This is a genomic window from Streptomyces sp. SID13031 (assembly GCF_010548305.1).
In the GTDB taxonomy this organism is placed as follows: domain Bacteria; phylum Actinomycetota; class Actinomycetes; order Propionibacteriales; family Kribbellaceae; genus Kribbella.
The window spans coordinates 1-18,704 of the sequence record NZ_JAAGLV010000015.1; the positions used below are offsets into that span (position 1 = coordinate 1).

An 18,704-nucleotide genomic window follows, 5' to 3' on the forward strand; every position below is an offset into this window, starting at 1 on the left:
ACGTCGCCCAAGAACTCAACGCCCGACCACGCAAAACACTCGACTGGGACACCCCAGCCGAGCGCTTGCGTGATCTACTCACCACCTAGAAACCAAGGCGGTGTTGCAACGACCCCTTGAAACCGCCGTGGGTTGGGGCGCTTCGCTTTGCAGTCCGACCGGCTGGCTTCCGGGTCAGCTGGTCGGAGTACGGGGAAGGTCAGCCTCAGCCGAGGCGGGCCTTCAGGTTGTCGAGCTCGAGCTTGAGGGTGGCCGGCACCTTGTCGCCGAGCTTGGCGAACCACTCCTCGATCAGCGGCAGCTCGGCCTTCCACTCGGCGTCATCGACATTCAGCGCGGTCTGCAGGGCCTCGATGCTGAGGTCCAGGCCGGTGACGTCGATCGCGTCGGCGGTCGGCACATGGCCGATCGGCGTCTCGACCGCGGCGGCCGTGCCCTCGAGGCGCTCGACGATCCACTTGAGCACCCGGCCGTTCTCGCTGAAGCCCGGCCAGACGAACTTGCCGGCCTCGTCCTTGCGGAACCAGTTGACGTAGAAGATCTTCGGCAGCTTGTCGGTGTCGTTGTCCTTGCCGACGGTCAGCCAGTGGTTCAGGTAGTCACCGGCGTTGTAGCCCAGGAACGGCAGCATCGCCATCGGGTCGCGACGGACGACACCGACCTTGCCGACGGCCGCCGCGGTGGTCTCGGACGAGAGCGTCGCGCCCATGAAGACACCGTGGTCCCAGTCGCGCGACTGGGTCACCAGCGGAATCGTGCTCGCGCGGCGGCCACCGAAGATGATCGCCGAGATCGGTACGCCGTTGGGGTCGTCGTACTCGTCGGCGATGATCGGGCACTGCTTGATCGGAGTACAGAACCGGCTGTTCGGGTGGGACGAGAGCTCGCCGGACCCCGGCGTCCACTCGCGGCCCTTCCAGTCGATCAGGTGGTTCGGCGGGGTCTGCGAGTAGCCCTCCCACCAGACGTCACCGTCATCGGTCAGCGCGACGTTGGTGAAGAGCGAGTTGCCCTGCTCGATCGTGCGCATCGCGTTCGGGTTGGTCTTCCAGCCGGTACCGGGGGCGACGCCGAACAGCCCGAACTCGGGGTTCACGGCGTACAGGCGGCCGTCCTCGCCGAAGCGCATCCAGGCGATGTCGTCGCCCAGCGTCTCGACCTCCCAGCCCTCCAGCGTCGGGTCGAGCATCGCCAGGTTGGTCTTGCCGCAGGCGCTCGGGAACGCGGCCGCGACGTAGTGGACCTTCTTCTCCGGCGAGATCAGCTTGAGGATCAGCATGTGCTCGGCCAGCCAGCCCTCGTCGCGCGCCATCGCACTCGCGATCCGGAGTGAGTAGCACTTCTTGCCGAGTAGCGAGTTGCCGCCGTAGCCGGAGCCGTACGACCAGATGGTCCGCTCCTCGGGGAACTGGACGATGTACTTCTCGTCGTTGCACGGCCAGATGACATCCTTCTGCCCGGGCTGAAGGGGAGCGCCGACGGAGTGCAGGCAGGGCACGTACTTCGCGTCGGTGCCCATCCTCGCCAGTACTTCGGAACCCGTGCGGGCCATGATCCGCATCGACGCGACGACGTAGGCCGAGTCGGTGATCTCGACGCCGAACATCGGCGTCTCGGCCGTCAGCGGGCCCATGCAGAACGGCACGACATACAGGGTCCGGCCGCGCATACTGCCGCGGTAGAGCTCCGTCATCAGCGCCTTCATCTCGGCCGGCGCCATCCAGTTGTTGGTCGGGCCGGAGTCGGCCTCGTCGACCGAACAGATGAACGTGCGCTGCTCGACCCGGGCGACGTCGGACGGGTCGGTGCGAGCCCAGAACGAGTTCGGCTTCTTCTCGTCGTTGAGCCGGACCAGCGTGCCGCCGGCGATCAGCTCGTCGGTGAGGGTCTGGTACTCCGCGTCCGAGCCGTCGACCCAGTGGATCCGGTCGGGCTGGGTGAGTTCGGCAACCTCGGCAACCCAGGCCAGCAGGCCCTGGTGCTCAGTCGGGGCGTCGCTCAGGTCGTAGGCCGTTGTCGGCGGGCTCTCGACTCTGAGGGCGGTCTCGGTATGGGCAGGGCTGGCGGTTGTCGTCATCGGCGGCTCATTCCCTCTCGCTCGCGATCGTCCCGACGTACGGCCCGGTCCCTCGACGCTGAGGGGGTACGACGTCGGCCGCCGGGGTCTCCGGCGGTTCGATTCAGCTGGCTGGCGGTGTGATCTGTCGCATACCAGTCGGTCCAGTGGACGCATACCAGTGTGCAAGTGGTACTACGGTACGCGAAGGGATGGCGTGTTGAGAACCGCAAAGACGTGAGGACCGTCACAGAATTTCGCCTGGAAGGGCTTTCCCAGCAAAAAAGACCGGCCGTGCGGTGGTCGCACGGCCGGTTTGCGGTTGTCGCTGGTCCGCTGCGGCGGATCTACTGCGTCTGCCGCCAGATGTCGTTGAGGACTCTTTGGGCAGCCGGCTCCTCACCAGGCGCCGCGGCGATGCTGACACCGACCAGCCAGTACTGCGTATCGCTGCCGAACGCATGCGTCATGGTCACCGTGTACGGCGTGCGCTGCTGCACCGTGATCCAGGTGCTCGCGTCTTTGGTTGTCGCTGGGGTCGGCGCCTTGAAGGCGGTCGTCCAGTCCCGGTCGAAGGCCGGCCGGTCAGCCAGGCAGGCTGCGAGAGTCGCGCAGGGGTGTAGAGCGATGTGTGTGTCCATGGCGATCGCGCCGGATGTGCTCTCCGTCAGAACCCGGCGGTAGAGGGTGGTGGCCGACGTGCCCAGGTCGACCGTCGAAGGTGGGCGCGGCCAGCCAAACACGAAGGGCAGACCGAGCCCTGTCACTTGCTGGACATCGGCGCCGCGGGTGTAGCTCGCGCCGACGAGAGCTGGCGCTGGCACGGGCGGAATGTAGGAGGCCGCCTTAGGTTTGACGATCCCCGGAAGCAACCCCGGCGACGGCAACACCCCAGGCCTGACCAACCCACCAGACGCCGCCGCCACGGACCGCCCCTCCTCGCCCTCCACCCCGACCTTGGCCCCAACGGAGTAAAAAACACAAAACACCACAAGCACAACCACCCCCACAGCAACCCTCACCCCCCACCCCAACCCCGCCTGCTTTGGGCCCACCTGCCCTGAGTCCGGCTGCCCTGAGCCCGCATGCGCCGAGTCGCCCTGCCCCGAGCCAGCGTGTCCTGAGCCGGCCTGTCCCGAGCCACCCTGCGCCGAGCGGCCAGTGTCCGCGGCCTCCAGGGTTCTCACTTCGGCGCCGGTACCGGAGCCAGCCCAGACTTCCGACTCGGCGCCACCGGCGGGCTCAGCCCCCGCCCCATACTCCGCCGGGATCGGTAGTGCGCCGTACTGCGCCAACTGGCTGCGCACTGCACCCAATGACTCCTCGTCATTGCCCAGCAGCCCGTCCAGCGGATCCAGCAGTCGCTCCGCCCCGGACTGCCCCGGCACCAACTGCGTCACGGCGTACGGCCGGCTAGCAGTGAGGTTGGCGGCCCACAGCGGCGTCTGCAGCCGCCCTGGCTCAAGTGCAGCCGTGCGGCTCGCTCGACCGAGTCTCTCCCGCACCTCTGCATCAGCAGCGCCCCTCTGGCTGAGGATGAGCGCAACGATCTCCATGCCCGTGAACGACCGCCCACGCCAGATCTCGGCCAGTGGGTGCTCCAGCAGTCGCTGGTCGAGCTCGTACTCCTGCAGTTGCGGCGTGCTGTTCACTTGCTCTCCCAGATGGCCCGGTCGGCCATCACCTGCGCAGCCTGCTGCGCCGTGGCCAATTCGATCGGGTGCGCGGTGTACTCCACCTGGACGGTCAGGTCGGCGCGGTGCACGAGCACCGCGACCCGCGAGTCCTGCCCGCCAGTACCAGCATGCTTGTCGACCTTGGTCAGGTACGGCCGGTCCTTCACCACCAGCCACGGCTTACGGTCGAACGCCTGCTTGGCCAACTCGGCCGGCGTGAAGGGCGAGCGGCCCTGACCCGCCTGGCGGCCGGAGTACGGAGTGATCCTGATCGTCAGCGACGCACCGCTGAATGTCGGCTGACGGCGCTCGGGGACGTCGACCGCGCACATCACCTCGCCGTTGCCCGTCTGGATCAACTCGGCAGTAGTGGCCTTCGGCAACAATGTGGAGATGTCGCCGAGCCGCGAACACAGATCCACGGGAAGCACCCTTGCGGACTGGACGTCCTCGGGCTGGACGGGTTGTCCGACGGCGATCCCGATCCCCAGCCCGGCCAGCGCGGCGACGCCGCAGGCGATCGCAGTACCCCGAACCAGTCGACCGTCGATGCCCGCGACCCTAGCCACGCAGAGGTTCTCCCTTGGTACTCGACATTTTCAGCCCCCGACACACCACGCTTGGACGCCATACCCCCGCGCTCGGTTCCTGCCTATGCTGCGGCGGTGACTACCTTCCCGGACATCGTCGTCGGCGCTCCTGGCGATGGCGAAATCTTGCAGCTGCCGTTCGGCGTCTTCACCGTGCGGATCTCCGGCGACCAGACTGGCGGTGCGCTGTCGGTCGTCGACTCCGTGCTCGGCGCCGGAGCGCTCGGTGCAGCACCGCATATCCATCACGGTCATGAGGAGTACTTCCTGGTGACGGATGGAGAGGTCACCTTCGATACGGCGGACGGCGTACTGACTGTTGGTGCGGGTGGATCGGTCTCAGTCCCTCGGGGGCAGGCGCACGGCTACCGGAACGCGACGGACGAGGCGGCTCGGCTGACCACGCTGTTCACGCCGGCCGGGTACGAGAATTACTTCCGGGCGGTCGCCGAGGCGGCTGCGGCCGGCGTGGAGATCACGCCCGAGCTGCTGAACGCGTTGCGGGCCGAGCAACAGACGACACCGGCGGAGTTCTGACCCGATTCGGTGTTCGTTCGGTGGTCGGAGGAATAGCATCCGGGCATGGATCTTGGGGATTTGCTGGGTGGACGTGACCTCGGCGATGTGAAGAAGGCCGTCGGGTTCGTGATGGACAACTCCGACGACTTCGAGAAGCTGCTGAAGCTGGTCAAGGACCTGCCGGACGACGCGCTCGGCTTCATCGGCCGCCTGCCGGACCTGATGAAGACGATCGGCTCCGGCCTGGCGGAGGCCGGCGAACAGGCAGCGAAGGCAGCCGGCGCCCTGGTCGGCGACGACGGCGAAGGCGGCGCCCGCAAGGCCCTGACCGGCAGCGCCGACACGATGAACTCGGCCAAGGACAAACTCCACGACGCGGCCGGCATGCTGGCCGGCCTCGCGGGCGAACTGGACAAGATCCCCGGCATCGGCGACGCAGCCGCCAAACGCCTGAACGACGGCAGCGGCAGCATCGGCGGCGTAGCCACCGAGATCGAAAGCCTGGCCGGAAACCTCCAGGACCTCTCCGGCATCCTCGCCACCGTAGGCGAGGCCCTGGCCGGCCTGGGCACCAAGCTCTCCGAGTCCGGCGGCTCGGTAAAAACCCTCCTCAGCTGACCCTCGACCCACCTCGAAAGCCGCCCCGGTACGCCGCACTGACGCCCACCAGGGAGCCGATTGGCACCCACCCCGGTCCCGCGTGTATCGTTACCCTTCGTTGTCCGGCGCTCGTAGCTCAACGGATAGAGCATCTGACTACGGATCAGAAGGTTGGGGGTTCGAATCCCTCCGAGCGCGCCAGCAAAACCCCAGGTCACCAGGTGGATGACCTGGGGTTTTGTCATTCCCGGGGACTGTGGTTCATCCCCACGCGGCCCCACTACGCGAGCTCCTACGTCGCCCGCTCCGCATGCCGCTCCCGCCCACCCTGTGGCGCGTGCTGCGCCCGCTTATCAGAGCACCCTCGATCCGTCGCCTCGTGGCTGGGTGACCAACTCCCGACCGGGACGCTCTGCGCTGGCACGGCATGCAAATCCCGACGAGTAGAGCCCACATTCAGCGAGCGCACGCTACGCCTGACGCCGGCCATCTCCACCTGCGTCGAAACCGAGTCGGCTACGGACCCAGCGACATGTGCAACTGCGCAACTTCCAGCAACATCGGTGACAGGCAACAATGAGTAACCCCAGACTCAGCAGAGCAAGGTCACGCAACAATTGAAAGCAGGGGAACATCATGAAGCTGACTCTCGTCGCAGGCGACCCGGACTCTCAGCCCACCAACTCACCCACCCTCTACAAGACCGACCGCGGAAGCTGGATCGTGCAGGGATGGGTGGTCGATGACCCGACGCGCTGTCAACGCTGAACCTCCCCAACGGCGAGACCGCCGTCGAGATCCCGGACCGCATGATCCAGTTCTTCAAGTAGGAGCCGTGGAAGAGATCACCGACGACGAGTTCCAAGAGCTGCTGAAGACGTTCAAGAGCAGCTCCATTCATCTGGAGACCCGTGATGCCTACGGCACCGAGGTCGAGTTGCCTCACATGGCGCAGTGGGCGGCGGGTGAACCGGATGACCTTGAGTGGCTTCAGGACTGGTGCAAAACCCTTCGTGGCCACGTGGCAGCGGGCCGGACGGTCAAGCGGGCTCGCATCGTGTCCGAGCCGCTCAGTGACTATCAGCGGTGGACGCTCGCGATCGGTCATCCGATCGTGGAGGCCGGCGAAGAGGTGCGGTTCATTCCACGGCGCCAGGTCTCGGAGTTCTGCTTTCCTGGCAACGACTACTACCTGTTCGACGACGAGACAGTGGTGTTCTTGCACTACTCCGGAGCAGGACTGAACAACGCTCTGACCACCACTACTAACCCGGCTACGGTCGAAATGTGCCGCAAGGCATTCGATCAGATTTGGCTATTGGCGACGCCCTACAGTGAGTACAAGCCCGAATAGCGCAGCGCGGAAGGTCCAGGAAGCACTTGGGCTTCGTCTCCGCAACCTGCGCAAAGATGCTGGTCTGACCGGTCGTGAGCTAGCTGCCGCGACCGGTTGGCATTTCACCCGCATCAGCAAATTGGAGCACGGCGTCCAGACACCGACCGATCGGGATATCCGCGCTTGGTGTGAGGCTTGTGGCGCGGAGGATCAAGCCGCGGACTTGGTCGCCCAGGCGCGCGCGATCGAATCGATGTACGTCGAGTTCCGCCGCCGCACCCGATCCGGCGTGAAGCACCTGATGCTCGCCTTCCAGGACGCCTACGACCACGCCGAACAGTTCAGGATCTATGAGCACAACGTGATCCCCGGCCTGTTCCAGACCGCTGACTACATCCGCGCCATGCTCACCTTCTGGATGCGGTTTCTCGAAGCAGACAACGACATCGATGCAGCCATCGCGGCCCGGTTGGAACGTCAGACCATCATCTACGAGAGCAGAAGAAGGTTCACCGTAGTGCTGGAGGAGAACGCACTACGGACCTGGTTCGGCACCGCCGAGACGATGGCCGGCCAACTGGACCGGCTGCTGACCGTGATGACGCTCCCGAACGTTGCCCTTGGAATCGTGCCGTCGATGATCGAGCGCCAAGCAGTCGGTTCAGCAGGCTTCTGGATGTTTGACGACAAGCTCGTGACACTCGAAACGCCCACGGCCAGCATCGAGGTATCCCAACCGCAGGAAATCGCGCTGTATGCCCGCATGTTCGAGCTGCTGCGGCAATCGGCGGTCTACGGGAGGGACGCCCGCGCAATTCTCATCAACACGCAAAACGAAATGATCAGCAGCAACTAACCGCAACAACCTCGCCCATGCTCTACTCCGCTCCATAGCGTTGAGACATGACATCAGCAGGAACCACAAACCGAATGGGTGTGGAGTGGGGTGGCCTGCCGGACGAGCACCAGGGTGATGGGCTCGGATGGCCGATGTTGTGCCCGGCCTTCCGTTGCGATGGCGAAAACCCGATGACTGGCCGCGCCTGCATCAACGGTGACCACCAGGGCTACCACCGCGACACCACCGGCGCGGAGTGGCTGGATGACTAAGCGCCGGACCGCCCGCGACCGTCAGTTGCGCCGCTGGTCACACCGCACCACAGCAGTCGATCGCCGGAACGGCGTGGAGCTCGACGGGTACGACCCCCGCCACGTCAGCCTTGTCCTCCCTTGGTGCGTCGAGGCGTACCTAGCGCGTGACCGGAGAACGCCGCGAATGTCGACGCGCGCATATCGCCTACTCGAGTGGCGAAGCCTCCACCCGCGACGGGTCGCCGCTCCCTAACCGGCAGGGCGTGCGTGTTGACCCCTGCATCCGCGCCCGCCCTGCCTTCCACCAACCGACCCCGGCTGACCTCCTCACAGTCGGAGTCGCTCTTCGTCGGTCTCGTCCGCGCTGTCTCTCAGGGCGCCTCAGTCGAGTCTCACGGGATGGAAGAGCTCGCGTCTGAACCCGTCACCGAGTTGCGCAGGACTGGGTCTCATCGGTGATGCTGTCGTTGTGACGGAAACGGACGACGACTTGATTAGCGCCGCCTTCGCTCGGCGTTGGTGGTTCGCGTTGATGGCCAATGCTGTCGGTCTTATCGAGGATGCTGCTGTACTAGCTGGCCACGGGAGCCCTGGCAGAGCGCAATCTCTAGTCGTCCTCGCGATGGAGGAGCTAGCTAAGGCGCGATGGCTATACACGGCTGCATCAGCACAGTGGACCAGCCCTCTTGGTCTCTACGGATTGCCACCAAGAGAAGCCGGCCCGGTGATCGTGCCGGAGGGCTTGCGAAGCACACGTCGTCCGCACCTGGAGAAGTTGCGGGTGGCGGAACAGTTCGCCTCAGGTCTAGGGGGCTTCTGGGATCCTGAACGTCGACCTGAGTACTACTTTCCTGCGGACCTTGAGACGTTCGACACCGCAGCCAGGCAGCGGAACACCGACAAGCAGGCCGGGCTCTACGTCGACCGCGCCGGAGACGTATTGGCGACACCGCTAGCAATTCCACCGGGACCTGTCGCAGACATGATCGAACAAGCCGCCCAGACCATCGAAATGCAGCTAATCGAGGACCACACCAGGCAGCAAGACGCCCCCGAAGGCGCTCCAGTGGACTCCTTTCAAGATCTCCACTGGGTGATCCTTCCTTACGCACACCCGGAGATGCACGCGGACTTCGTTGACCGATTGTCGGCGGCAGATCGTGAGTCGGGCCAGCGGCCGACCAGATCCGACGACAGCTGACCTACCTTTGGGCCGACCGATGGACCACCGTCGCAGGTAGTCCGGCGGGACCAGTGTCCAGAACCATCCGGCCCGTCCGACCGCCATCCCTGCCGAGTTGACCTCTTAAGAATCAAGGCGCGCCGCAAGCGGCGCGCGGCGTGGGCCGGGCTTACGACCTACGGCCGACACCCTCACCCCCGCCGACTAGCCAAAACGGCGTACCGGATTCCCCAGAGGTCTCCCGCGGCTGCCGGTCCGGCTCCAGTTCGGGCGCCTGGTCGAGCCCGGCGGTTTGGCCTCGTCCCCCTGGCCGCTCAATTGTCCGGTCAGACCGCCGCGCATCAAGAGCGCCTACGGCGTCCCTACGGGATCGGCAAGCCGACTCTTGACCCACGACGCCCTGCCCTGGGTTTGCAGCTATCAGGGGGACGGGGCAGCTGTGGATGTCCGCTCATCCGGGTCGAGCCATCCTCGATCGATAAGGGCTCGGAAGGCGACCTGAATGTGATTCGGTGTGAACATTCGGCCTTTGCGCGGAGACCAATCACGGACCTCCCGGGCCACCACAGAGGGGTCATCGCGAGCTTCATCCACTGTTCTAGCCACCCAATGGACTGTTGCCAGTAGTTCTAGTCCGTACGGCGTCTCGAAGCCCTCGGTGAGTTCGACAACCCGCTCGATCCGACGCACTGTCTCAGGATGCTCGGCCAGGACCGGCTGGGCAGCGGCATCGGCCCCGGGAAGGACCTCAATTGGCTCCGCCGCACGAACGGGTGTGGATCCATCGCCGAACCCTGTGAGGTAGTGGCCTTCGACCACCTTCAGCACGTGACGCAAATTGTCGGCGTATGGACCGTAGTGATGCCTTTGATAGTTGAGTCGCAGCGGCTCGCCGGCCTCCTGCAGGAAGTACATCAGCTTCTGCGACTCGATTAGCGACGGGTTAGCGAGTGCGAGATCCGAATATCGTTTGATGAGAGCGATAAGCGCTGCTCGTCCTGGCGTCATCTTCGGCGTCGTGTCCCGAGACTTCATCTCCGATGCGCGAGGCTTCTCCCCTGGTGGGAAGAGGATGACGTCAACGTCTGGGATCTCAGTGAATGCGCCGCGAATGATCGGCTCGACTTCCTCCCACCGCAACCCACCATTGCCGCAGCCCAGGGGCGGCACCGCGATGGAGCGGATGTCGAGATCGCGAACGACCTGCACTAGGTCAACCAGGCCCGCCGATATGTCGGCGACCCGAGAACGTGCCTTCCAGTGGCCCTTGGTCGGGAAGTTGATGATGAATCTAGGCCCAGTCATTAGGCCGGTTGGCCAGACATGCATCTTGCCCAGCTGGAGCATCCCTGCCTTCGCGGCCTGCTCGTAGTCCTTGAACATAGCCGGGTAGGCGCGCCTGAACTGCAGCGCGATGCCTTTGCCCATGACACCTACTGTGTTCACGGTGTTGATCAGGGCATCTGCGTCGGCTGCAAGGAGGTTCCCATGGGCCTCAGTGATCATCGAGTTCACCATCCCTCAGAAGTACCACCGAGGTCCGACATTTATTGGCGTGTTGCAGCTACCTGCGACCACTTGCGCAAGCTCATCGCGCACTGCCGGTGACTTGGTCACGATGTATTCAACTACGCCCCAAGGTGCGCGTGGGTAGACCAAACACTCAGCCATGCGCCTCTCCTTGCGATCTGGAAACTGGTCGGTGTTGTTCCAGTAGGTGGCCTGCATGAGCTCCCAATCGATGAACTCATCCTCCACGCCTCGACCGAAGTCCCTGAAGTCCGTTAGGTCGAGGACGGCGTTTCGATCAGTCATGATCACATGGAGGCGATGCGATGCCAGACGTTCCAAGCTCGACACCAGGTAGACAATCCGATCGCATCCATCTTTGTACGTCGGCACCGCCCCATGGTGGATTGCGGACATCATGGGGCTCCGTGGCGCGTAGTAGAACGGCACGTAGTCGGCCACGAAACCACCGGGTGGAACCGTCACCGGGCGGCGCCGTCTGCGCTCTTTGATCCCGACGTTCCCGACCTCAAATCGGAGGAGTCCCAGAGCTTGGGCTTCGTTGTCCGACATGAGACCGTGCTGGACCATCGCCGCGACGTGCTCGACTCGCGTGAAGTGCATCACGGCCGTTGGGATAGGACGCTGCATCGAACCTCCGGCCTGACGCTGTACTAACGAGTTCGTGGCTAGATGCAGCATACGGCCGCGGAGAAACCCAGATCGGCAACCTACCGGGATGCGCCACCCGTCAACGTTGCTCGTAGAGGCAGGCATCTCCCGGAGCTTGGGGCGCGACTCATTCGAACGGTGTTCTGTACCCCAGTCGTACCCCAACGAGTGCTGCCGGTGAGCCTCCGCGGGCACCTAGGACCCACTCGCCACTGCTGGCCGCAGGTTGGGGCTCGGGAGTTGCAGGCTCCTACGGATCAGAAGGTTGGGGGTTCGAATCCCTCCGAGCGCGCCAGCAAAACCCCAGGTCACCAGGTGGATGACCTGGGGTTTTGTCATTCCTGGAACTGTGGTTCCCCCACGCAGCCCAGCTACGCCGGCTCCTCCGTCGCCTGCTTCGCATGCCGCTCCCACCCACCCCGGGACGCGGGCTGCGCCCGCTTGGCGACAGCCCCCTGGATCTCTCGTCTCGTGATTGGCCGACCAGCTCCCAACCCGGGCGCTCAGCGGCCCGCAACTCGAAGTGAGTCGAACCGACGTTCACCGAGCGACCGCTACGCCTGAGGCCGACCCTCTTCACCTGCGCCGAACCGAGTCGGCTACGGACTCGGCGACATGTGCTTGGGTAACTTCCAGCAACACCGCCGTCGAGATTCCGGATCGCATGATCCAGTCTTCAAGTAGGAGCCGTGGAAGAGGTCATCGACGACGAGTTCCAAGAGCTGCTGAAGACGTTCAAGCGCAGCTCAGTACATCTGGAGACTCGCGATGCCTACGGCATCGAGGTCGAGTTTCCTCACATGGCGCAGTGGGCCCCTGCCTCGAACTGAGTCCGAGGCAGGGCAGCCGAGTTCGACGTTCGGTCCCTGTCAGGTCGCGGCGGCGACCTGGACCTTGGCGCTCACCGCGGTCTGGAACTGCTGTGCCTGGCCGGGGTAGTACGCTCGCCACTGGCCGGCGGCCGGCTGGTCGACTGTTGCGGAGACCGCGTAACCGGCGCCGTCCCAGTCTGCGTTCTCGATGTTGGCCACGGTCACCCAGGAACTCGCGCCACCGGGCGCTCGGTACTGGATCTGCGCCGGGATGGCCACCGGCGTGTAGTTGCCAAAAGTCAGATGGCCGCTGGCGACCACCAGGCCCGATTCGTCCCTGGCAGCGGTGAAATCGCTGAACTGTGCCGGCTGCAGCACGCTCACTGGTGCCGTGGACAGCACCTGAGCCAGGAACGGGTCCGGCTGGCCGTTCTCGTCGTATCCGGCGAATCCGACCTGGTAGTAGCCAGTGGCGAAGGGCACTGAGGTGACTGAGAACCGCCCGTCGGCGTCGGTTTCCGGCACGTCGACGATGACCGGGCACTGCTCGGGCGCATCGCATTCCAGCAATCCGAACCTCCGGTTCGCCAGCGGCTGCCAGCCGTCCGGCGACTTCCAGGTCAGCTGGCCGCTGATGGTGACCGGCTCGCCCAGCTTGACCTGCGCCGGGCTGACCTTGACCGTGAATCGGGTCGGCGACGGTTGCACCGAGATGTGCTGGAACTGCGACTCGGCGGATGCGTAGTCACTGTCGCCAGTGAACCTCGCGTAGATGTTGTCTTCATGGTCGAGCGTCACCTCGCCGGTGAAGCGTCCGGCCGGGCTGGTCTGCACGTCCACGAACGGTTCGAAAGTGGTGCCGACTCTGACCGGCATCCGCGAGATCGGCCGGAGCAGGCCGTCCGTCGGCCATTTGCCGCTCACCGTGCCTTTGACCTTCACCGTGCGTCGACTGTAGTTGATCGACGTGTGGTCGAAGGACAGCGCGCTGAAGATCGGTTGGATGACGTAGGAGAGCGTCCCGACGGACTGCCGAGAGGTTCGCTGGCCCAGCGTATCCACGGCGTCGACATCTATTTGGTACGAGCCGAACCGGTCGAGGTGAACCCGCGTGTCCGAGTTGAACACGCCATTCTGGGTCGTGCCGCTGACCAGGCTGAACGAGCTGACGACGGCGACTTCCTCGCCGGTGGCATAGGACCGAATGTGCGCGGTCAGCCCATCGATGCCCGCCTCGGCGCTCGCGCCGATCTGCACGATCCCGAGATCGTCCACGGAACTAATGGCCCACGAGACGGTCGGCGGAGTCGCCGCGGCTGCTACCGCCGGAACAGCTCCGATCAGGGCGCCGGCGCCGGCAAATACCACTATCAGGCCACGCAATTTCGCGGAAAAACGACGCCTCATTCGGCTACTCCCCCAGATCCCCAGCGGCCCCACTAGCTCGCAGCGAAGAGTAGACACCAGCAATCCTTGCTACGCAAGGGAGATGGCAGTGGGTCGTTCACGCGGTGCGCCGCCAGGGACTCGAACTCCGCACCACTGATTTGTGATCCGCTCTGGGGTCAGGTTCTGGATCGGACGGCGGTGAGCTTGCGGCGGAACTCTGGTGGGGAGGTGATGGGTAGTCGAAGGTTGTGCGGTACTCGATGCGTGCGCTTTCGCCGATGCTTCCCAGCGTCTCGGCGCGGCCAAGGTCTGGTAGGGGACTGACGAGGCGATTATCTGTACCCCAGCCGTACCCCAACGACCGCTGCCAGCAAGCGTCTGCGAGGACCTAGGACCAATCGAACTTGCTCAGACTGACAGGTTCCGGCGGTCGAAGCGGGACCAGGCCCAGGGCGGTGATGAGGACCGGCACGGCCGCGAGAAGCACCAGACCGGGTGTTACCCGACGAAGGCTGTCATTCGGATCGAGACGAGTAGTCCAGGTAGGTCGACGCCGAGCTTGGCGACGTAGCGAGTCGGCGGGTCGGACGGGAACCACCGGGCGTACTCATCGTTCATCCCGGCGAAGTCGGCGGGGTCTGTGAGCAGTATGCCCACCTCGATGACGTCGTCCAGGCTGGCGCCGCCGGCGTGGAGGATCGCCTCGCAGTTCGTCAGCGCCTGTCTGGTCTGAGCCTGGATGGTGTTTTCGGCGAGACTGCCGGTGCTCGGGTCGATGCCGACGATGCCCGAGACGAGCACGTGAGGTCCGGCCTTGACTCCCTGGCTGTAGAGCGGCGAACTCGGCGCGTTCGCGGTCGTGATGATCTGCCGTGCCATGACAGTCCTCCCTGTTTCTCTCACAGTAGTCGGGAGGAAAGGAGGCGGGTGAGTGCGAGAGCCAACCCGGCGACGACGGTGCGGTTCATCAGTTGCAGCAGCTCGACTGGTTCGTCGTCGGAGCGTCGTCAATGATCGTCAGCAGGCCGCCGCTGATGCCGGTGGCCAGGCCACGACCGGCCGGTGCGGAGATCTCGACGGCTTGCGGCGCAGGTCCGCAGCATCCGCCGGCGGTCTCTCCGCTGGCGTCACCGTAGGCGAGGTTCGAGGAGCAGACGCCGGTTTCCGGCAGGTCGAGTTGTACGTCGCGCGCGGCTTCCCAGTCGCCGGCGAGTGCGGCGACGACCGAACGGGCCTGCTCGTATCCGGTGGCGAGCAGGAACGTCGGGGCTCGCCCGTAGGACTTCGCGCCGATCGCGTAGTACCCGGGCTCAGGGTGTGCCAACTCGTCGGCACCGTGCGGAGGGACCGTGCCACAGGAGTGCTGGTTCGGGTCGATCAGCGGTGCGAGGGCTCGCGTGGATCCCATGATGGAGTCCAGGTCGAGGCGCAGTTCGCCGACCATGTCGTGATCGGGCCGGAAGCCGGTGGAGTTGACCACGGTGTCGGCGATGACGCGCTGTTCACCGGAGGCCAGCTCGACTCGGCCGTCAGCCGTCCGGGAGGCGGCTTCGATGTGGAAGCTGCTCACGAGCTCAACCTGTCCGGACTGGACGAGCTTCTTCAAGCGGCTGCCGAGTGCTCCACGTGCGGGCAGTTCGTCGGCGTCGCCACCGCCGTAGGTGCGTGCCTGGTCGGTACCGCGGACTACCCAGACGATCTCGGTGCCGGGGACCTCTTTGGCCAAGGTGCCGAGGTCCAGCAGGGTCGTGGACGCGGAATGGCCGGCGCCGACGACGGCAGTACGGCGTCCTGCGTACCGGTCGCGATCGCGTCCGAGTACGTCGGGCAGTGCGTGGGCGATGCCGTCGGCAATGTCGGTCTCGCCGCGTGCGGGGATGCCAGAGCCACCGAGCACATTCGGACGCCGCCAAGTCCCAGCGGCATCGATGACGGCTGAGGCGAGGATCTCGGTGCCGTCGGCCAGCCGGATCAGGAACGGGGCCAGCTCGCGGGCCGTAGTACGGACGCGGTCGAATCCGACCCGAGTCACTGCGGAGACCGGCGAGTTGTAGCGGATCCGGTCGTTCAGTTCGGGAGTCTTTGTCAGCGGTTCGAGGTAGGAGTCGATCAGGTCACCACCGGTCGGCAGCTTGCCGAGGTCGGGTTCTACCCAGTCGGCATGCTCAAGCAGCTTGCGGGCGGCGCTGTCGATGTTGTAGCGCCACGGGCTGAACAGCTTCACGTGTCGCCATTCCTCAATCGCCGCCGCGACGCCGGGGCCGGATTCCAGTACCAGGAAGTCCACGCCACGCTCGGCCAGGTGGGCTGCGGCGGCCAAGCCGACCGGTCCCGCTCCGATGACCACGACCGGTCCCGCCGGTGCCGCGACAGCGGCGGTGTTCTGCTCGCTCACGATCGATCTCCCTATCCCCACTATCTCGAAGTTCATCTAATCAGCGATCTCCACCTTGCCTCGTGATTCGATAAGAGTCAAGATAGACGTATGTCGAAACAGAAGATCGCCATTCAGGCTGTCGGTGGTTGCTGCGCGCCGATCTCTGAGGCTGTCCTTGATTCCGCCGGCGCGGCCGAGGGCGCGGCGGTCTTCAAGGCGCTCGCCGATCCGACCCGGCTCCGGCTGATGTCGATGATTGCGTCCGCCGACGGCGAGATTTGCGTGTGCGATCTGACCGGGCACTTCGACGTGAGTGGGCCGACCATCTCCCATCACCTGCGCGTCCTGCGCGAGGCCGGCCTGGTCGACTGCGAGCGGCGCGGGACCTGGGTCTACTACTGGCCCGTGCGTGAGCGGTTGCAGTGGATCTCTGCCCTGCTCGCCGTGCCGGAGAAGTCGCTACTGGCCTGAGCTGCGGGCCTGGCGCCGAGTTCCCCGGATCCCCGGATCCCCGGATCCCCGGATCCCCGGGCGCTCGGCGCGTTTCGTGTGGGTTGACTTCTGATCATTCACTCAGTAATCATTGAGTCAATGAAGCCTGAGCGATCGACCTTGACTGAACGGGCCCGGATCCACGCGGCGCTCGGGGACCCAGCGCGTCTGGCCATCGTTGACACCCTCGTCGCCGGTGACGCTGCTCCGGGTGAGCTGAGCGTGGTGCTGGACTTGCCGACCAACCTCATCGCTCACCACTTGAAGGTGCTGGAGGAGGCCGGCCTGGTTGCCCGGTCCCGGTCCGAAGGGGATCGTCGTCGTACGTACGTGCGACTGGTGACCGAGGTATTGGCCTCGGCGGTGACGCCCTCGCTGACCGCAGCTCCACGGGTGGTGTTCGTCTGCACGCAGAACTCTGCCCGCTCTCAACTGGCCGCCTCGATCTGGTCGCGGCGCAGTCAGATCCCCGCGCTGTCGGCCGGTACTCAACCCGCCGCCAAGCCACATCCCCGAGCGGTGCGAGTCGCCCGCAAGCACGGTTTGGACCCCGCCGCCTGGCATACCGCTCATGTCGGCGACGTAGTGGAACGTGATGACCTTGTCATCGCGGTGTGCGACATCGCCTACGAGCACCTCCCAACCGGTACCAGGCCGCGGCTGCACTGGTCGATACCGGATCCGGCGGCTGTCGACACCGACGCGGCATTTGAGGCTGCCTACAGCGAGATCGCCGACCGCATCGACCGGCTGGCCCCCGTCCTTTCGCCGGCCGAAATGCCCAGGAGTTGACCATGACCGAAGTTGTTCGGCACCACCGAGAAGACCTGTGCGACGAGATTGAGCGCCGCGTTCGGGTGCTCCTGGACGAGCTTTCCGTCCCCGCTGCACACCTGGGCCGCCAGTGAGCAGCGCTGCACCGCTGTGGCGACGGGCGGTCGCCGAGGCGGTCGGTACCGGGCTGCTGGTGACCGTCGTCATCGGCTCCGGGATCGCAGCATCTGCCTTGTCTCCGAGTGACATCGGCTTGCAGTTGCTGGAGAACGCGTTCGCTACAGCACTCGGTCTCGCAGTACTGATCCTGATGCTGGGGCCGGTGTCCGGAGCGCACTTCAACCCCGTTGTGTCTGCTGTCGACTGGTGGCTCGGGCGCCGCACTGGTACCGGCCTGACTCCGCGCGAGCTGGTCGCCTACATTCCCGCCCAGGTCGTCGGTGCGATAGCCGGAGCTGTGCTGGCAAACCTGATGTATGCCAAGGCTGCGGTGTCCTGGTCGACCACCGACCGCAGTACCGGACATCTGTGGCTCGGCGAGGTCGTAGCCACCGCGGGACTCGTCGTCCTCATCTTCGCCCTTGGCTGGTCTGGGCGAGCAGCCGTCGCGCCCGCTGCCGTCGGCGCCTACATCGGAGCGGCGTACTGGTTCACCTCGTCAACCTCGTTCGCCAACCCGGCAGTCAGCATCGGGCGCGCTTTCAGCGACACCTTCGCCGGAATCGCCCCCGGATCTCTCCCTGGGTTCATCGTCGCGCAGCTCCTTGGCGCCATCGTCGGTGTCGGCTTGCTTGCCGTCTTGTATCCCGACGCCGGCCAAGCTGCCAACGACATCGTCACCCCGCACACCGACACCACAACCACCGGAGCAACCAAGTGAGCAAGCCAGTCGTTCTGTTCGTCTGCGTCCACAACGCCGGCCGATCCCAGATGGCCGCCGGCTGGCTCCGCCACCTGGCGGGAGACACCGTCGAGGTTCGTTCGGCAGGATCCGAACCCCGCGACCAGATCAACCCGACCGCCGTCGAGGCGATGCGCGAGGTCGGCATTGACATCACGGGGAACACCCCGCAACTGCTTGAGTACGACACGGCCAAGACCAGCGACGTCATCGTCACCATGGGCTGCGGCGACGCCTGCCCCGTCTTCCCCGGCAAGCGCTACGAAGACTGGGAACTCACCGACCCGGCCGGGCAGCCCATCGAAGTCGTCCGCCAGGTCCGCGACGACATCCGCAGCCGCATCGAGAAACTCGTCGGCGAACTCCAGATTGCCTAGCTCCGCGCCTGAAGCCCAGAGGGGTTTGAGGGTGATGATGGCGGCATGACTGTTGCGGATGAGACGTCCCGGCCGGTAGCGCCGGTGTGTTGGTGCTGCGGCGGTGAGTTCGAAGACCATGACCTGCTGCGGTTGGGGATGCATCCCGAGGTCGGTGTCTGTTTAGGGTGCGCTCGCTTTCTGCAGCGGCGGGCCGCCGAACGAGAGGACGAGCTGCGTCCGTCACCGGCTGCAAGGGGGAGAGGTGCGGTGTGCGGAGCGCGCGATTTGGTGATCAGCCGAGGCTGGCACAACTGACCGGTCATCGGGCGGCTGCTACGCCGGATCGACCGGCACCTGCCCTAACGGC

Annotated in this window: 20 protein-coding genes and 1 tRNA gene; 13 read left to right on the top strand and 8 right to left on the bottom strand. The window is 65.2% G+C overall.

Annotated features, from left to right (window positions below; translation table 11 throughout):
* Nucleotides 1-205: 205 nt before the first annotated feature.
* The 3 genes from G3I17_RS27210 to G3I17_RS42245 form a co-directional block, all read right to left on the bottom strand.
* Complete coding sequence (locus tag G3I17_RS27210) at nucleotides 206-2,077, bottom strand: phosphoenolpyruvate carboxykinase (GTP) (RefSeq protein WP_203590826.1); 1,872 nt, start codon at nucleotides 2,075-2,077, stop codon at nucleotides 206-208.
* Between the two features lie 326 nt (nucleotides 2,078-2,403).
* The gene (locus G3I17_RS27215) at nucleotides 2,404-3,708 is read right to left on the bottom strand and encodes a hypothetical protein (RefSeq protein WP_164600459.1); all 1,305 of its coding nucleotides are present in this window, start codon (nucleotides 3,706-3,708) and stop codon (nucleotides 2,404-2,406) included.
* On the bottom strand, nucleotides 3,705-4,301 hold the full coding sequence (locus G3I17_RS42245; RefSeq protein WP_203590827.1) for a hypothetical protein: 597 nt from the start codon (nucleotides 4,299-4,301) through the stop codon (nucleotides 3,705-3,707). The genes G3I17_RS27215 and G3I17_RS42245 overlap by 4 nt, the downstream gene beginning before the upstream one ends.
* 96 nt (nucleotides 4,302-4,397) lie before the next feature.
* On the opposite strand from G3I17_RS42245, the gene G3I17_RS42250 reads away from it, so the two are divergent.
* From G3I17_RS42250 to G3I17_RS27260, 8 genes are all read left to right on the top strand, one after another.
* Nucleotides 4,398-4,859 (top strand): cupin domain-containing protein, encoded by a 462-nt coding sequence (locus tag G3I17_RS42250; protein WP_164600460.1) that lies wholly within the window; start codon nucleotides 4,398-4,400, stop codon nucleotides 4,857-4,859.
* A 45-nt stretch (nucleotides 4,860-4,904) separates the two neighbouring features.
* Nucleotides 4,905-5,459, top strand: coding sequence for a hypothetical protein (locus tag G3I17_RS27230; protein ID WP_164600461.1), 555 nt, complete (start codon nucleotides 4,905-4,907; stop codon nucleotides 5,457-5,459).
* 107 nt (nucleotides 5,460-5,566) lie between these two features.
* A tRNA-Arg gene (locus G3I17_RS27235) sits at nucleotides 5,567-5,642 on the top strand.
* A 435-nt stretch (nucleotides 5,643-6,077) separates the two neighbouring features.
* Complete coding sequence (locus G3I17_RS41750) at nucleotides 6,078-6,209, top strand: hypothetical protein (protein ID WP_275402552.1); 132 nt, start codon at nucleotides 6,078-6,080, stop codon at nucleotides 6,207-6,209.
* Nucleotides 6,210-6,276: 67 nt separating this feature from the next.
* Nucleotides 6,277-6,795 carry a DUF6879 family protein gene (locus tag G3I17_RS27245; protein WP_164600462.1) on the top strand — a complete coding sequence of 173 codons (519 nt, stop codon included), beginning with the start codon at nucleotides 6,277-6,279 and terminating at the stop codon, nucleotides 6,793-6,795.
* Nucleotides 6,776-7,633, top strand: a complete 858-nt coding sequence (locus G3I17_RS42255) for a helix-turn-helix transcriptional regulator (protein WP_164600463.1) — start codon at nucleotides 6,776-6,778, stop codon at nucleotides 7,631-7,633. The genes G3I17_RS27245 and G3I17_RS42255 overlap by 20 nt, the downstream gene beginning before the upstream one ends.
* 47 nt (nucleotides 7,634-7,680) lie before the next feature.
* On the top strand, nucleotides 7,681-7,887 hold the full coding sequence (locus G3I17_RS27255; protein WP_203590828.1) for a hypothetical protein: 207 nt from the start codon (nucleotides 7,681-7,683) through the stop codon (nucleotides 7,885-7,887).
* 451 nt (nucleotides 7,888-8,338) lie between these two features.
* Entirely contained in the window at nucleotides 8,339-9,070 is a 732-nt protein-coding gene (locus G3I17_RS27260) for an AbiV family abortive infection protein (RefSeq protein WP_164600464.1), read from the top strand.
* Between the two features lie 402 nt (nucleotides 9,071-9,472).
* On the opposite strand, the gene G3I17_RS27265 is transcribed toward G3I17_RS27260, so the two are convergent.
* Nucleotides 9,473-10,558, bottom strand: coding sequence for a macro domain-containing protein (locus G3I17_RS27265; RefSeq protein WP_164600465.1), 1,086 nt, complete (start codon nucleotides 10,556-10,558; stop codon nucleotides 9,473-9,475).
* Nucleotides 10,559-10,573: 15 nt separating this feature from the next.
* Entirely contained in the window at nucleotides 10,574-11,212 is a 639-nt protein-coding gene (locus G3I17_RS27270) for a DUF4433 domain-containing protein (protein ID WP_164600466.1), read from the bottom strand.
* A 710-nt stretch (nucleotides 11,213-11,922) separates the two neighbouring features.
* On the opposite strand from G3I17_RS27270, the gene G3I17_RS27275 reads away from it, so the two are divergent.
* Nucleotides 11,923-12,063 (top strand): DUF6879 family protein, encoded by a 141-nt coding sequence (locus G3I17_RS27275; RefSeq protein ID WP_164600458.1) that lies wholly within the window; start codon nucleotides 11,923-11,925, stop codon nucleotides 12,061-12,063.
* 39 nt (nucleotides 12,064-12,102) lie between these two features.
* Here the strand turns inward: G3I17_RS27275 and G3I17_RS27280 are convergent, their stop codons facing one another.
* From G3I17_RS27280 to G3I17_RS27290, 3 genes are all read right to left on the bottom strand, one after another.
* The gene (locus tag G3I17_RS27280; protein ID WP_164600467.1) at nucleotides 12,103-13,452 is read right to left on the bottom strand and encodes a hypothetical protein; all 1,350 of its coding nucleotides are present in this window, start codon (nucleotides 13,450-13,452) and stop codon (nucleotides 12,103-12,105) included.
* 480 nt (nucleotides 13,453-13,932) lie between these two features.
* A complete protein-coding gene (locus tag G3I17_RS27285; protein WP_164600468.1) occupies nucleotides 13,933-14,313 on the bottom strand; it encodes a Rid family hydrolase in 381 nt (126 codons plus the stop codon).
* 88 nt (nucleotides 14,314-14,401) lie between these two features.
* Nucleotides 14,402-15,829: an FAD-dependent oxidoreductase gene (locus tag G3I17_RS27290; RefSeq protein WP_343238432.1), complete on the bottom strand. Its 1,428-nt coding sequence runs from the start codon at nucleotides 15,827-15,829 to the stop codon at nucleotides 14,402-14,404.
* A gap of 90 nt (nucleotides 15,830-15,919) precedes the next feature.
* Between G3I17_RS27290 and G3I17_RS27295 the strand changes: the two genes are divergently transcribed.
* The 4 genes from G3I17_RS27295 (at nucleotide 15,920) to G3I17_RS27310 (ending at nucleotide 18,355) form a co-directional block, all read left to right on the top strand.
* Complete coding sequence (locus G3I17_RS27295) at nucleotides 15,920-16,282, top strand: metalloregulator ArsR/SmtB family transcription factor (protein ID WP_164600470.1); 363 nt, start codon at nucleotides 15,920-15,922, stop codon at nucleotides 16,280-16,282.
* Between the two features lie 120 nt (nucleotides 16,283-16,402).
* Nucleotides 16,403-17,095 carry a helix-turn-helix domain-containing protein gene (locus tag G3I17_RS27300; protein ID WP_164600471.1) on the top strand — a complete coding sequence of 231 codons (693 nt, stop codon included), beginning with the start codon at nucleotides 16,403-16,405 and terminating at the stop codon, nucleotides 17,093-17,095.
* A 112-nt stretch (nucleotides 17,096-17,207) separates the two neighbouring features.
* Nucleotides 17,208-17,957 carry an MIP/aquaporin family protein gene (locus G3I17_RS27305; protein ID WP_164600472.1) on the top strand — a complete coding sequence of 250 codons (750 nt, stop codon included), beginning with the start codon at nucleotides 17,208-17,210 and terminating at the stop codon, nucleotides 17,955-17,957.
* Nucleotides 17,954-18,355, top strand: coding sequence for an arsenate reductase ArsC (locus G3I17_RS27310; protein WP_164600473.1), 402 nt, complete (start codon nucleotides 17,954-17,956; stop codon nucleotides 18,353-18,355). Before G3I17_RS27305 ends, G3I17_RS27310 begins: the two co-directional genes overlap by 4 nt.
* The last annotated feature ends 349 nt before the right edge of the window (nucleotides 18,356-18,704 follow it).